The following is a 14083-nucleotide window of genomic DNA, read 5'->3' as shown; positions in this document are numbered from 1 at the left end:
AATTCCCTTGCAGCAAAACGCTTCGGTGGCCATTTCCACGTTTAGACCCCGGCGTCTGGGGTAACAACCGATTGTGGCATTTCCGCAGATCACCCGGCGTTCGGTGCTCGTCTGGCACGTGCACGGCTCGTGGATGGAATCCTTCGTCGCCGGCGGGCACCGCTACCTCATTCCGGTCAACGCCCCGGGCGATCCGGACGGGCGCGGACTGTGCGGTCGCGACTGGCCGCAGGCGCGGGAGGTGCCGCTGACGGAATTGCGTGACCAAGAGATCGATCTGGTGGTGCTGCAGCGACCGCATGAGCTGGAATTGGCGGCGCGGCTGCTGGGCCGCCGGCTCGGGATCGACGTTCCTGCCGTGTACGTCGAGCACAACACCCCGCGGCCGTTCGTGGTGGAGAGCCTGCACCCGATCGCCGACCGCGATGACATCCCGTTGGTCCACGTCACCGCCTTCAACCAGCTGATGTGGGACAACGGCCGGGCGCCGACCATGGTCATCGATCATGGGATCGCCGACCCTGGCCATCTGTACACCGGGGACATCGCGGCGGCCGGTGCCCTGATCAACGAACCGCTGCGGCGGTGGCGCACCGTCGGCGCGGACCTGCTGGGCGCCTTGGGGCAGTCTGTGCCGGTCGACGTGTGGGGGATCGGAAGCGAGGACCTCAACGACCCGGCGCAGCGGTGCGCAGGTGTCGTCGGCCACGGGGACCTGCGCACCAACCAGCTGATGAAGGAACTGGCACACCGCCGGGTCTACCTGCACACCGCGCGCTGGACGTCGCTGGGTCTGTCGCTGCTGGAGGCCATGTTCCTGGGGATGCCGGTGGTGGCGGTGGCGGCCACGATGGCGCCGATGGTGGTGCCCCCGGAGGCGGGTGTCGTCAGTGCGGACATCGACACCTTGCGGGCTGCCCTCAGTGGGCTGGTCGCCGACCGCTACCTGGCCGAGGTGGTGGGCAAGGCGGCCCGCAACTACGCCATGGAGCACTTCGGTCTCGACCGCTTCCTGCGGCAGTGGGACGAGGTCATCGAGGCGCAATGGCGCGCCGGGAGTAGCGGGGGAGTACTGCCGTGAAGATCGCAATGATTTCCGAACATGCCAGTCCGTTGGCTGCGCTTGGCGGTGCCGACGCCGGTGGCCAGAACGTCCACGTCGCCGAGCTGTCGGCGGCGTTGGCCCGCCGCGGCCACCAGGTTGACGTCTACACTCGTCGCGATAATCCTGATCTGCCCGAGCGGGTGCGCACCGAGCAGGGCTACACGGTGGTCCACTGCCGGTGGGACCGCCTCGCCAGGTGCCCAAAGATGAACTGTTGCAGTACATGGTCGCCTTCGGGCGGTACTTGGACGCCCAGTGGGACCGCGAGCGGCCCGACATCGCGCACGCACATTTCTGGATGTCCGGGATCGCCGCCCAGCTGGCCGCCAAGCGCCGCCGGGTGCCCACGGTTCAGACCTTTCATGCGTTAGGCGTGGTCAAGCAACGCCACCAGGGGCACCGCGACACCAGCCCCGCCGAACGGCTGCGGCTCGAGACCCGCGTCGCCCACGAGGCGACATGGGTGACCGCCGGCTGTAGTGATGAGGTTTTCGAGTTGATGCGGCTCGGGCGCGACCGGTTGCGGATCTCGGTGGTCCCGTGCGGTGTCGACGTGGAGCGGTTCTGCCCGCACGGTCCGACCGCGGCCCACACGGGTCGGCCGCGCATCGTGGCGGTCGGCCGGTTCGTCCCCCGCAAAGGATTCGACACGGTGATAGAGGCACTGACCACGGTGCCCAGCGCCGAGTTGGTGATCGCCGGCGGACCCCCACGGGCCGAACTCGACACCGTGCCGGAAGCCTGCCGGCTGCTCAAGCTGGCCGCCGACCTCGGTGTCGCAGAACGGGTGTCGCTGTACGGCTCCGTCGCCCGCGCCGAGATGCCGGCGCTGCTGCGGTCTGCCGATGTCGTTGCCTGCACGCCCTGGTACGAGCCCTTCGGCATCGTGCCACTGGAGGCGATGGCGTGCGGGGTACCGGTGGTGGCGTCGGCGGTGGGAGGCATGCTCGATACGGTCGTCCACGATGTGACGGGCCTGCTGATACCGCCGAAGGAGCCGCGGGCCTGTGCCAATGCCATCACCGCCATCCTGCGGGATCGGCGCGCCGCCTCCGGCTTCGGCAAGGCCGGGCGAGACCGGGCCCGTTCGAGGTACTCCTGGGAGCGGATCGCCACCGACACGCTGCGGGTGTACGACCGCCTACTGCCGGCAGCAGGGCCGGGGCGCATCGCGGCCCGGGCGTCCGGGGCGCGGTGACGGCCCCCGCCCCGTGTAACACCTGAGCGTTATCTGGCAAGCCCTTGGTTCCGGCCCGGATCGGCGTACGCAACGTTTGAAGTGGTTGCTGCGACTGGATGATCGGAGGAACATGGATCCATCTAGTGGGGAAGATGGGCGGAGCGACGACATGGCGGTGACGAGCCGCAACGACATGATGCGCGACGTGGCGGACCTGGTGCACACCTTGAATCAGCGCTCGGGCGTCGAACCCGAGGGCGCGCTCGATGAGCTGCTGGTGAACCTGCTGGCACACATGCCCTCTGCTCAGCATGCCGGTGTCACGCTCACCACGTCGACCGGTGATGTGCAGACCCTGTCGGCCACCGACCCGTACCCGGCGGTCCTTGACGACATTCAGCGCAAGCAGCGCGAGGGGCCGTGTCTGGCCGCGGCCTGGAAACAGCATGTGGTTCGCCTGGATGACGTCTGCTCCGAGGAGCGCTGGCCGTCGTACTGCCGGGAGGTCGCGGCCACGACACCGATTCGGTCCATCCTGGCGTTCGAACTGTTCACCGGTGAAGGCAGCACCGGCGCGCTGAACTTCTACTCTCAGACCGACAACGCTTTCGACGATGACGCGGTGGAGTTGGGTTTGATCCTGGCGACCCACGCCGCGCTGGCCTGGCACATGGTTCGCCGCGACGAACAGTTCCGCAGTGCGCTGGCCTCTCGTGACGTCATCGGTCAGGCGAAAGGCATGCTGATGGAGCGGTTCGGCATCGATGCGTTGCAGGCCTTCGAGCTGCTCAAGCGACTGTCGCAGAACTCCAACACCCCGTTGGCCGGCGTGGCACAGCAGGTGGTGAGCCATCGATGAGCCCGTCGGCGGCGGCTGCACGCGGCGAGCTGGCGCGGCTTCGGGCCGAGGAGCTGCAGCTACGACGCGCCGAGTTGGCTGCGGGCAAAACGGTGACCCCGAACAATGTGGGTGTTGCCCGCCTGCACGCCGACGAGTCACGGGAGCGAGCCGAGCGGGCGCACCGCGACGCCGCTGCCAGGCACCGGGATGCGGTCGCGGCGCACCTGAAGGCAGCTGCCGCGCATGAGCAGGCCGCATTGTTTGCCGGCAAGGGCGACAGCGACTCACACCTGGACGCTGCCGAAGCTCACCGTCAGGCGGCCCAGGAGCACGAGCATGCCGCTGCCGAGCAGACTCGAGGGGCCGATCTGCTCAGGCCTGGACCTCCATCAGCAGTAACGCCCCATTCACCCCACCCTCCGAAGGCGCCTGGAACCCGGCACACGTCACCCGGACTTTTGTCGAGCGGCCACGGCGATTGACGGCCTCGACGTGCGTCTCACCCGGATTGTCCGGATCGACGAATGCGTTGCCGATCAACGGTCGGACGTTGTCCATCGGAAGCCCGATATCGAGGCTGGTCAGCACCGAACCGACCGTCTCGTCAGACCGCAGGCCCCACAGTTCCTCACAGCCGCGGTTCCACACCACCACCCGCATCTCCCGGTCCACCACCACCATGCCGAGATGCACCGAATTGACCAGTGAATCGAGGAAGTTGCGTGCGTCGTCCAGTTCGATGCTGCGTTCCCGCAGCGCGTCGTTGATGGTGTGCAACTCGTCGTTGGTCGATTGCAGCTCCTCGTTCATGGTTTCGAGCTCTTCGTTGGTGGACTGCAATTCCTCGTTCGTGGTTTCCAGTTCTTCTACCGTCGACTGCAGCTCTTCGTTGGTCGTCTCGAGCTCTTCGTTGGTGGATTGCAACTCCTCATAGGCCGCCTCGAGTTGCCGGTTGGTCGCGACCACCTTGTCGACCAATGCCCGAGTCGCGGTCACGTCGAAAAACACGATCGAGACGCCCAGCAGGCCGTTCTCGGCGTCCACCAGGGGGTTGATATGGATCTCGAACCAGATGGTGTCAAGGCCGGGGCGCTGCCAGCTGACGTCCTGGACACGGGCCGAACGCCGGTCCACCTTGGCCTGCTCCAGATAGGCACGCAGCTCCACCGGGCGGTAGGAAACCTCCAAGTCGCGCAGCAGTCGCCCGATATCGCGGGCGGACAGTCCGAACATCGTCTCGGCCTGCTGGTTGATCATCGCCACGGTGTCTTCGCCGGTCACCACGATCTGCGCCACCGGGCTTGCCCGAAATGCCATTTCGCGCACCGTCACCAGACCGGCAAGCTCACCGTGCCGCTCGTACATCGACGCCGCCGGGTCGTAGCGATCCAGGCCGCTGTGCGAGCCGGCCGCCTTGCGGAAGATCCGATGCTTGAGGCTCAGGGGGCTGAAGCGATCGCTGTGGCTCAGCAGCATCTCGGCGTGGCCGAGAAACAGGGTTCCCTGCGCTGACAATGCAAAATGCAAGCGGCCCAACACATTGCGTTGCGTCTCGGCGTTCATGTACATCAAGGTGTTGCGGCACACCAGCAGGTCCACCCGCGAGATCGGCGCGTCCCTGACCAGGTCGTTGCGACCGCAAGATCACCCCGCGGCGCAAGTCTTTGTGAAAGACGTACCGTCCGTTGACCTGTTCGAAGTAGCGGTCCAGGTACTGCGGCGGCACCGATTCGACGGCTTTGGCGTCGTAGGTGGCCGCCCGGGCCTCACTGAGGGCGTCTTCGTCGACGTCGGTGGCGTAGATCTTCACCCGCTGCCGGAACTCCTCGGTGCCGAGTGCTTCGGCCAGCAGAATCGCCAGGGTGTAGGCCTCCTGGCCGGAGGCGCAACCGGCGCTCCAGACCCGGATCGGGTCGTCGGGACCCCGCTCGGCCACGATCCGCGGGATGATGTCGGTGCTGATGTATTCCCAGGTGTCGGGGTCTCGGAAGAACGCCGTCACATTGATCAAGATGGTGTTGAACAGCGCCGCGAACTCGTCGGAACTGGCCTGCAGGACGTCGAGATACTGTTCGAAGGTGTCGTATCCGGCCTGGCTCATCCGGTGGCGTACCCGGCGCATCAGCGAAGCGCGTTTATAGCCGGTGAAGTCGAAGCCCCGGGAGTCCCGCAGGTATCGCAACAGGGCCTCGAACGCCTCGTCCGGCCCTTCGTTCTGCCCGTCCATCTCGCCCCGTCCGCTCGGAGAATTCCCGCGACCGCAAACACTACTCGCGCGAGGGTCCGGGTCGGTGAAGGTCAAAGCCGGTCCTCCGGGCCCAGTACCGCCCACACCGTCTTGCCGTTCGGAGTGGGGCTGCTGCCCCAGGCGCTGCACAGGGCACTGAGCACCGCCAGGCCGGAGGACCACTCGGGGCCGCCGTCGACGCCTTCGCGGAGCATCGCCGGGCTGGAATTGGTGTCCTGGACCGCGATAGTGACTGTGGAGCCGGCGTATTCCAGCAATAGCACGGGCGGACTGTCGGTGTGGCACAGCACGTTCTCCACCAACACATCGACGACCACTTTCGCGGTGGGGATCAGCGGGGTCTGCGACCAGTGGGTCAGCCACTCGGCCACGAAGTCGCGGGAACCGCGCAGACTGCTCAGCGAATGCGAAAGGGCGATACGGGCCCGGCGCCGTGGATACGGGCCATCCGCCAGCGACGCCACCGCGGACTCGACATCGGCGTGCACCGCGACGTAGCGGGTCACGCCGGTGCTCGAGATCCGGGCGGCCACGTTCGGTCGCGGACAGACCAGCAGGATCGGAATATCGGGCCAGGTGCTGACATGCCAGCGAGCGCTGGTGAACACCGACCACGCCGAGGGCGCCGGGACATCGAGCCGGCTGACGTCGACCAGCACGGCGGGGGGTTCGTCGAGAGCCGCCTTGATCACGCTGTCGCGCAGCTCGAGGTAGGTGCTGCTGTCCAATGTCCCGGTAGCAGTCAACAGACACACCCCTGCGACGGTGGCCAATGTCACCGTCAGCTGACTCGGTGCGCTACTCAGGGCCGTCCTCCTGCGCACCGTAGACGGCGGCCAACCGCCGGCCGAGGACTGAGGTAGCGTGTTCGGCCTCCCGGGCCAGTACCTCGTAGTGGTCGCTCAAGATGCCGGGGCGGACCTGATCGGCGAGCCGGCGCGACAGTTTGGCCTTCTCCTGCAGGCTGCGAACCGCTACCCACAGCGCGCTTTCGACCTCACTGTCGCGGGCCCGCAGCAGCGCGTCGCCGGTCCAGGCATGACCGACGTGGCAGCGATAGTTTCCGTCGCTCACTGTGATCAACGCACCGTTGCAGTCGGGGCAGATGTAGCCGGACGGCGGACCGAGTTGCTCGGTGTCGAAATCGGTCGCGAAGGGCCGGGCCATCGCGATGCGGTTCTCCAGCTCCATTCTGATGTCGGGCTCCATCTCGGTTTCCTCAAGCTCTCGATCAGCCAGCTTCTCCAGCAGGTCGCCGATCTCTGCCGCCGGCGCCTGATGGTCGACCACGCCTGCGTTGATCGCGTTGTTCGGCATGGCCGGGAACATTGCATCGGTGGGGGATTGGGCGATCGTCGCCCCGCCGCGCGATCGGATGGCGGCCAACCCCACCACACCGTCGTCCAGTACTCCGGACAACAGCACTCCGATAGCACGCCGGCCATGGGCCAGCGCGATCGATCGAAACAGCGCGTTGATGGCGGGGCGGTGCCCGTTCTCGGTGGGACCTTCCGACGGTGCCATCCGCCCGTCGTCGGCCAGGAGGTGGTGGCCGGGCGCGGCGGCGTAGATCTTGCCGTGCTCCATCGGGGTCCCCGGGTTCGCGGTCTCTGCCGCCAGCGGGCCGGCCCGGTCCAGGATTCGGGCGAGCACACTGGGCGCTCCCGGTGGAATGTGCAGGACGACCAGGACGGCGCAGGGCAAACTCTGGGGCAACGCTGCCGCGAAGCTCTTCAGCGCCTCCACCCCGCCGGCCGACGCGCCTACGCCGACAACGTTGAGGGGACCGGTGTTCCCTGCCATCGCACTCTCCACCTTCAGGTGGCTACCCACTCCGGCTGCATAGGCAACCTCAGCGGGCGGTGCTGTTCAGCGTAGTCTTCGCGCGTTGCTCAGGTAACGGTCAACAGAGTGTGGTCCAGATCGGAGAGCGCAGCGGCCGGCAGCCTGCCGGTGTAAGCAGCCAGGAAGCGGGCTGCCAGGTCGCGCACCTTGACGTTGGTCTCCTGAGAGCGCCACACCAGAATGTCGAACGCGCGCTCGGCGGAGATCCCGTACGCCACCATCAGCACGCCCTTGGCCTGCTCGATCACCGCACGTGACTGGGCGACCTCGGAGACCGCAGCGCTGACGTCGGCCTGCAACACATCGGTGACGTCCACATAGAAGCCGGCCGTGCCGGTCACCCTGTCGTGGTCGTCGAGCATGCGATCCCCGACCACGATCACCCAGTGCACCTGCCCAGCGGTGTCGATAATCCGGTGCCGGCTGCTGAACGGCTCGCCCTGCACGACACGCTCGAGCACCGCGGCCACCTCGGCGCGGTCCTCGGGATGTTTGTGTTGCAGCAGCAACTCCGTGCTGGGTGTCACCGTGCCCGGCTCGTAGCCGTGCATGCGGGCGACCGTATCCGACCACTCCCAGCGCTGCTCGCCAAGCCAGTAATGGAACCGGCCGACCCGCTGCGGCTCGCCGTGGCCGACTACCAGGTCGAGATCACTGTGGATCTCGGAGTCATCGCCCATTGGCGTCGTGAACGACGCGTTGACATCCCCGACCACCGCATACCCGCCTTCTCGTACTCCAACAGTATGAGCTGATTCCAACGGCCGGCGGGCAAACCGCAGCCTGGAATCGCAGGAATGAGCGCACGGACGATCCAGACCGGCGCTGCATCCTGAACGCCCGAGCGACGTAACTATCCACAATTTCCAGACGCTGCGCAACTACCACCGGGTTTCCCCGTCGGCCGGGCAGGGTACGCGTTGCGGCAGGTGTGTTCCAGCAAAGCGGACCGCCACTGAAATATCGACTCGATGGAAGGAGTCAGAAGTGAAGCTCTCCAAGACTGCAGCCAAGACGGCCGCCGGCGCGGCAGGAATCGCCGCGGTGAGTGTTTTCTCCGCGACCACCGCCATGGCCGAGCCGGCGATCCAACCGTTCGGCACGCCCGAACAGCTCAACGATGGGGCGATGGCAACGTCCTACACGGTCAGCAACCTGGGGCCGGCCAACATCACCATTCCGGGCTACCAACCCCGAGGCAAGCTGTATCAAGCCGACGTGACGGCGCGTGCCGACCGCGGAACGGTGACCCCCGTCGTCTCGGACTTCAACGCCAGGGCGGCCAACAGTGAGACCTACCGCGTGATCAACACGGTGCCGACGCCCGGGGGCATCAATCCCGGGCCGATCGGTCAGGGGGCTGCCGCCAACGGCAAGATCTACTTCGATGTCACCGGCCCACCGCCGGACGGAGTGGTCTACAACGACGGTGTGCAGGACGTGCTGATCTGGACCAGCAAGGCCTGACGCCGACCCGAGATGGGCCCGATCGGGGGGTCGGGCCCATCCGGATGTGGTTGCCATGCGAGCGCTGAGGCGGGTACTGATCACCGGCGGTGCCGGGTTTCTCGGCAGTCGGCTGTGTGCGCGGCTGCTCTTTGCCGACCCGGCCCGGTTCGGGCCGGTGGGAAGCCGTCTTCCATCTGGCCCCGCCGCTTCGCCGCCGGACTATCTGCGATTGCCGATAGCGACCTTGCGTGCGAAGACGGCGGCGCTGACCTGTGTGCCGTGGAACGTGCGTTGGCTCGGCTCGCCGACACGCTGCCACCCGGGTCTGCGGGCGCGGTGAAATCCACAGTCCCGGTCGGTGGCGCCGGAATGGCCTGCGTGGGCAACGGATCTGAGCGCGGCAGGTACGCCGGCGATGTTGATGCTCAGGCTCGCGCTCTGGACGCGCGAAGATGATTCCGAACCGCTGACCACGATTAGCCCCCGCCACGACGGGTATGTCATGACTCATGACGACTCTGGGTTATGCGTTGTCGTGCGAGGAGTTCCCTCCCAACGAGCTGGTTCGCCAAGCTGTCCGGGCGCAGCAGGCGGGCTTCGAGGCGCTGTGGATCTCCGATCACTTCCATCCCTGGAACGACCGGCAGGGCAACAGTCCGTTCGTGTGGTCGGTCATCGGCGCGCTGTCGCAGGCGTGCACGCTGCCGATCACCACCGCGGTCACCTGCCCGATCGTGCGGACCCATCCGGTGGTCATCGCGCAGGCGGCAGCGACCAGTGCCGCATTACTCGACGGCCGCTTCACCTTGGGCGTCGGTACCGGCGAGGCGTTGAACGAACACATCACCGGTCGCCGCTGGCCCACGGCCGCCATCCGGCGCGGCATGCTCGACGAGGCGGTCGCGGTGATCCGTGAACTGTTCACCGGCGCGCAGGTCAACCACCACGGGCGTTACTACACCGTGGAGAACGCCCGGCTCTACACACTGCCGCCACGGCCGACTCCCATCTATGTTTCGGGCTACGGTCCGCACTCGGCGCGGCTGGCGGGCCGGATCGGCGACGGCTACCAGTGCAGCATGCCGGCGGCGGAGCTGGTTTCGGAGTTCCATCACGCCGGCGGTGTGGGCAAGCCCGCTCAAGCGGGGTTCAAAGTCTGTTACGGAGCATCGAAAGAGGATGCGGTGCGTACCGCGCACGCCACCTGGCCGATTGAGCAGCTTCCCGGCGAACTAGGTCAGAACCTGCCCACACCAGCGCATTTCGAGCAGGCGTCGAGCCTGGTGACCGCCGAGGCAGTGGAACGATCAGTTCCTGCTGGGCCGGAAGCGAAGCCGTATCTGGACCGAATCCGCGAGTTCGTCGACGCCGGTTTCGACGAAGTATACGTTCAGCAGATCGGAGCGGACCAGGAGAGCTTCTTCGCCTTCTGGGAATCCGAGATCGCGCCCGAGCTCGCGGAGTCGGCGTAATGGTAGCGACGAAAGAGACTGGGGCGCAGCGCTACCTACCGGAGCGGCGGACGCTGGGCGCGCTGCGTCAGGCGGCTGCCCAGTGCCGCGGTTGCACGCTCTACCGTGACGCGACCCAAACCGTGTTCGGTGAGGGGCGCCGGGGTGCGCCGCTGATGCTGGTCGGTGAGCAACCGGGCGATCACGAAGATCTCGAGGGTCACCCTTTCGTCGGCCCGGCCGGGCGGTTGTTGGACCGTGCGGTGCGCGACGCGGGCATTGACCCGGCGCAAATGTATGTGACCAACGCGGTCAAGCACTTCAAGTTCACTCGCCGCGAGGGCAAACGCCGGATCCACCAGAAGCCCGGCCGCACCGAGGTGGTGGCGTGCCGGCCGTGGTTGATCGCTGAGATCGACTCGGTGCGGCCAGAAGTGGTGATCTGCCTGGGCGCCACGGCGGCGCAGTCGCTGCTGGGTGCGTCGTTCCGTGTCTCGACCGGGCGCGGTGAGCTGCGGTGCCTGCCTGGTCTGGCGGGTTCCAACGGTCGGCCCAGGGTCCTGGCGACCGTTCATCCCTCGGCGGTGCTGCGCGACCGCAGCGACCAGCATGCACAGGCTTACCAAGCGTTCGTCGATGACCTGCGGGTGGCCCGCGACGCCGTGACCAGAGGTGGGACACCGCTGGTGCACCCCGCCGTTTGACAAAACAAGGGGCGGGTAACCGTTTCGTGTTGAAGGGAGCGACCAATGCCGAAAACCGCGGATTTCATCCTCGACAGGCTCCGTCAGTGGGGGGTGCACCGGATCTTCGGGTATCCCGGTGACGGCATCCTCTCGATGCTGGGCGCCTTGGATCGCGCCAACGGGGACCCGGAGCTGATCCAGCCCCGCCATGAGGAGATGGGTGCGTTCATGGCCACCGGCCATGCCAAGTTCACCGGCGAACTCGCCTGCTGTCTCGCCACGTCCGGTGGTGGCGCGATCCACCTGCTCAACGGGCTCTATGACGCCAAACTCGACCACCAGCCGGTGGTCGCGATCGTCGGCCAGCAGAAGCGGATGTCGCTGGGTGCGGCTTTCCAGCAGGAGATCGACCCGATGTCGTTGTTCAAAGACGTCTCGTCGGACTTCATCCAAACCTGCATGGCGCCGGTACAGGCGCGCCACCTGGTAGACCGGGCCTGCAAGGTGGCGCTGACCAATCGGACGGTCGCCACCATCATCCTGCCCGAGGACGTCGCCGAAGAGGACGCGGTGCCGTCGCCGCCACGGATGCACGGCGCGGTGTTCAGCAGTGTCGGTTGGTCTCGGTCACGGATGCTTCCGGCGCAACCGGAGTTGCAGAAGGCCGCCGACATCCTCAATGACGCCGAGAAGGTGGCGATTCTGATCGGGGCCGGCGCGGCCGACGCGTCGGACGAAGTGGTGCAGGTGGCCGAGCTGCTTGGCGCCGGGGTCGCCAAAACCTCGCTGGGGCGGGCCTCGCTGCCCGATGATCTGCCCTATGTGACCGGTCCGATCGGGCTGCTGGGATCCACGGCCAGCGAAGCGATGATGTCGGGCGCCGACACCCTGTTCATGATCGGTTCCAGCTTCCCCTATTCCGAATGGCTTCCCAAGGAGGGCCAGTGCCGGGGTGTGGAGATCAATCACGACGGCCGGATGATCGGAGTCCGGTATCCGATGGATGCCAATCTGATCGGCGACTCCAAAGACACCCTTCAAGAGCTGATTCCACTGCTCAAGCGCAAAGACGACCGGTCCTGGCGGAAGAAGATCGAAGGCGAAGTGCAGGAGTGGTGGCGGGTGCTCGACAAGCGGGCCCACGACAAGGCCAGCCCGCTCAACCCCGAGCTGGTGGTGCATGAGCTGTCCAAGCGGCTGCCCGACAACTCCGTCATCACCACCGATGCCGGCTCGGTGGCCAACTGGTGGGCTCGGCATCTGCGGCTGCGGCCGGGAATGGCCGCGTCGCTGGCCGGCAATCTCGCCACCATGGGACCCGGCACGCCGTATGCGATCGCCGCCAAGCTGGCGCACCCGGGCCGGCCGGTGATCGCCCTGGTCGGCGACGGGGTCTTCCAGATGAACGGCATGGCCGAGATGATCACCGTCAAGCGGTATAAAGAGCGGCTGTCCAAAGGCCCGCTGATCTTCTGTGTGTTCAACAACCAGGACCTCAACCAGGTCACCTTCGAGCAGCGGGCGATGGGCGGGGAGAAGAAATTCGAAGGGTCACAAAGCATTCCGGATGTGCCGTACGCCGAGTTTGCCAAGCTGCTGGGGCTGACCGGCATCCGCTGCGATGACCCGAAGGACATCGGGCATGCCTGGGATCAGGCGCTGGCCGCCTCGAGCCCGGTGGTGCTGGAGGTGGTCGTCGACCCGGATATCGCACCGGTGCCGCCGCAGATCCGGATGGACATCGCGAAGAACACCGCTAAGGCGATGATCAAAGACCCGGACCGCGTCAACATCGCCACCAAGAACGCCAAGCAGAAGATCCACGAGTTCACCGAGTCGGCCAGGCAGGCGGTGCGCGATCTGCGCGACACGGACGACTAATGAGTTTGCTCAAACATCGCCATACCGGGCAGGTTCCCGCCCGGCCGGACACCCGGTTCGTAGCGGGGATGGCGGCGGTAGACCGGGTCAACGTGATCGGGCTGGAAAAGCAATTGCGCCTCGCGGCTGGGATAGCAGCCGCTGCCTTCGGATTCAGGCGACGCGGAACTCGTCGAGGTCGACCTGTTTGACGCTCAGCCCGTGTCCGGGGGAGGTGCGGTCCGGGCGTAGCACCCCGCCGGGCTCGGGGGTGATCACACCGTCGAAGGCCAGCCCTTCGATCCGGACATGGTCGTGGAAGTACTCCAGATGGCGCAGATGCCACAGTGCCGTGCCGACCTGAGCGCTGATCTGCGGCGCGCAGTGCAGCGACAGGTCGACGCCGCGGGCGTCGCAGAGCGCACCGACTTTGAGCACACCGGTGATACCGAGCGCACGGGTGACGTCGGCCTGCAGGCAGTCCACCGCGCCGGCGGCCAGCATCAGCTCGAAATATGGCAGGTGGTAACCGTATTCTCCGGCGGTGATGTCCATCCCGGGCGGCCCGTTGCGACTCAGCTGGTGCAGGCCCTCAAGATCATCAGAGCTGACCGGTTCCTCGAACCACCGCACGTCGAAATCGGCGAAGCGATGAGCCCACCACAGGGCCTGCTTGCGGTGGTAGGCGCCGTTGGCGTCGACGAACAACTCGATCCCGTCGCCGATCGCGGCGCGCGCCGCCGACACCCGGTTGGCGTCGGCATCCGGGTCGCGACCCACCTTCATCTTGACCCGGGGGATGCCGGCGTCTGCCCAGCCGCACAACTGCTCGCACAAGATGTCGTTGGCATAGGAGGTGAATCCGCCGCTGCCGTAGATCGGGGTGGTGTCGTGGACGGCGCCGAGGGTGATGACCAGCGGCTCATCGAGCAGGCGGGCCCGTAGATCCCACAGTGCGATGTCAACCGCCGAGATCGCCTCGGCGACCACGCCCGGTTTGCCCAGGTTGCGCACCGCGTGCTGCATCGCGGCCCACCGGGCCGGCGGTTGCAACGCGTCCTCGCCGGTAATAACGCCGGCCAGCTTGGCTTCCACCACGGTGGCCACCGCCGTTCCGCCGTAGGTGTAGCCGGTTCCGACGAGCCCGCCGGCGCGGACGCTGACCAGCACAAAGGTGGTGGAGTCCCAGCTCAGCGTACCGTCGGACTCCGGGGCGTCGGTGGGGATCGCGTAGGCCGAGACGTTCACGGACTCGATCGGGATCGCGGAAGCTGCGCGCAAGGTCATCGATGATGACTACCCGCGACGCGGATCGGGTATGCCCGCGAACGTGGACTGAGCAGTGCCTGCAGTCCGCGCGTGATCATCATCGGCGTTTGTCCGCCGCTGTGGCCGGGTAAACCGGCTAAGTGAACCCC

At 66.6% G+C, this 14083-nt stretch carries 10 protein-coding genes and 2 pseudogenes; 7 read left to right on the top strand and 5 right to left on the bottom strand.

The window, feature by feature from the left end; all coding sequences use genetic code 11:
- Positions 1-133 precede the first annotated feature (133 nt).
- The 3 genes and pseudogenes from N416_RS0107625 to N416_RS0107615 all read left to right on the top strand — a co-directional run bounded on the left by N416_RS0107625 (position 134) and on the right by N416_RS0107615 (position 3144).
- A complete protein-coding gene (locus N416_RS0107625) occupies positions 134-1081 on the top strand; it encodes a glycosyltransferase (protein ID WP_051190210.1) in 948 nt (315 codons plus the stop codon).
- An 8-nt stretch (positions 1082-1089) separates the two neighbouring features.
- A pseudogene (locus N416_RS21420) lies at positions 1090-2303 on the top strand (glycosyltransferase).
- Between the two features lie 151 nt (positions 2304-2454).
- Positions 2455-3144 (top strand): GAF and ANTAR domain-containing protein, encoded by a 690-nt coding sequence (locus tag N416_RS0107615; protein ID WP_024441522.1) that lies wholly within the window; start codon positions 2455-2457, stop codon positions 3142-3144.
- Positions 3145-3498: 354 nt separating this feature from the next.
- On the opposite strand, the pseudogene N416_RS21415 reads toward N416_RS0107615, so the two are convergent.
- The 4 genes and pseudogenes from N416_RS21415 to N416_RS0107595 all read right to left on the bottom strand — a co-directional run bounded on the left by N416_RS21415 (position 3499) and on the right by N416_RS0107595 (position 7899).
- Positions 3499-5353, bottom strand: a pseudogene (locus N416_RS21415) (CheR family methyltransferase).
- 71 nt (positions 5354-5424) lie between these two features.
- On the bottom strand, positions 5425-6153 hold the full coding sequence (locus N416_RS0107605) for an STAS domain-containing protein (protein ID WP_024441521.1): 729 nt from the start codon (positions 6151-6153) through the stop codon (positions 5425-5427).
- Between the two features lie 19 nt (positions 6154-6172).
- Entirely contained in the window at positions 6173-7177 is a 1005-nt protein-coding gene (locus tag N416_RS0107600; protein ID WP_036457531.1) for a chemotaxis protein CheB, read from the bottom strand.
- Positions 7178-7266: 89 nt separating this feature from the next.
- The gene (locus tag N416_RS0107595; protein WP_036457514.1) at positions 7267-7899 is read right to left on the bottom strand and encodes a PAS and ANTAR domain-containing protein; all 633 of its coding nucleotides are present in this window, start codon (positions 7897-7899) and stop codon (positions 7267-7269) included.
- Positions 7900-8206: 307 nt separating this feature from the next.
- On the opposite strand from N416_RS0107595, the gene N416_RS0107590 reads away from it, so the two are divergent.
- The 4 genes from N416_RS0107590 (at position 8207) to N416_RS0107575 (ending at position 12686) form a co-directional block, all read left to right on the top strand.
- Complete coding sequence (locus N416_RS0107590; protein WP_024441518.1) at positions 8207-8686, top strand: MPT63 family protein; 480 nt, start codon at positions 8207-8209, stop codon at positions 8684-8686.
- Between the two features lie 491 nt (positions 8687-9177).
- Positions 9178-10140, top strand: a complete 963-nt coding sequence (locus tag N416_RS0107585; RefSeq protein WP_024441517.1) for a TIGR03557 family F420-dependent LLM class oxidoreductase — start codon at positions 9178-9180, stop codon at positions 10138-10140.
- On the top strand, positions 10140-10823 hold the full coding sequence (locus tag N416_RS0107580) for a UdgX family uracil-DNA binding protein (RefSeq protein ID WP_024441516.1): 684 nt from the start codon (positions 10140-10142) through the stop codon (positions 10821-10823). Before N416_RS0107585 ends, N416_RS0107580 begins: the two co-directional genes overlap by 1 nt.
- 45 nt (positions 10824-10868) lie before the next feature.
- A complete protein-coding gene (locus tag N416_RS0107575; RefSeq protein ID WP_024441515.1) occupies positions 10869-12686 on the top strand; it encodes a thiamine pyrophosphate-requiring protein in 1818 nt (605 codons plus the stop codon).
- Between the two features lie 153 nt (positions 12687-12839).
- Here the strand turns inward: N416_RS0107575 and N416_RS0107570 are convergent, their stop codons facing one another.
- Positions 12840-13952 (bottom strand): enolase C-terminal domain-like protein, encoded by a 1113-nt coding sequence (locus N416_RS0107570; RefSeq protein WP_024441514.1) that lies wholly within the window; start codon positions 13950-13952, stop codon positions 12840-12842.
- Positions 13953-14083: the final 131 nt, after the last annotated feature.

The sequence above is a fragment of the Mycobacterium sp. UM_WGJ genome (assembly GCF_000455125.1).
Lineage (GTDB): Bacteria > Actinomycetota > Actinomycetes > Mycobacteriales > Mycobacteriaceae > Mycobacterium.
This window is presented reverse-complemented; position numbering and strand designations above follow the sequence as displayed.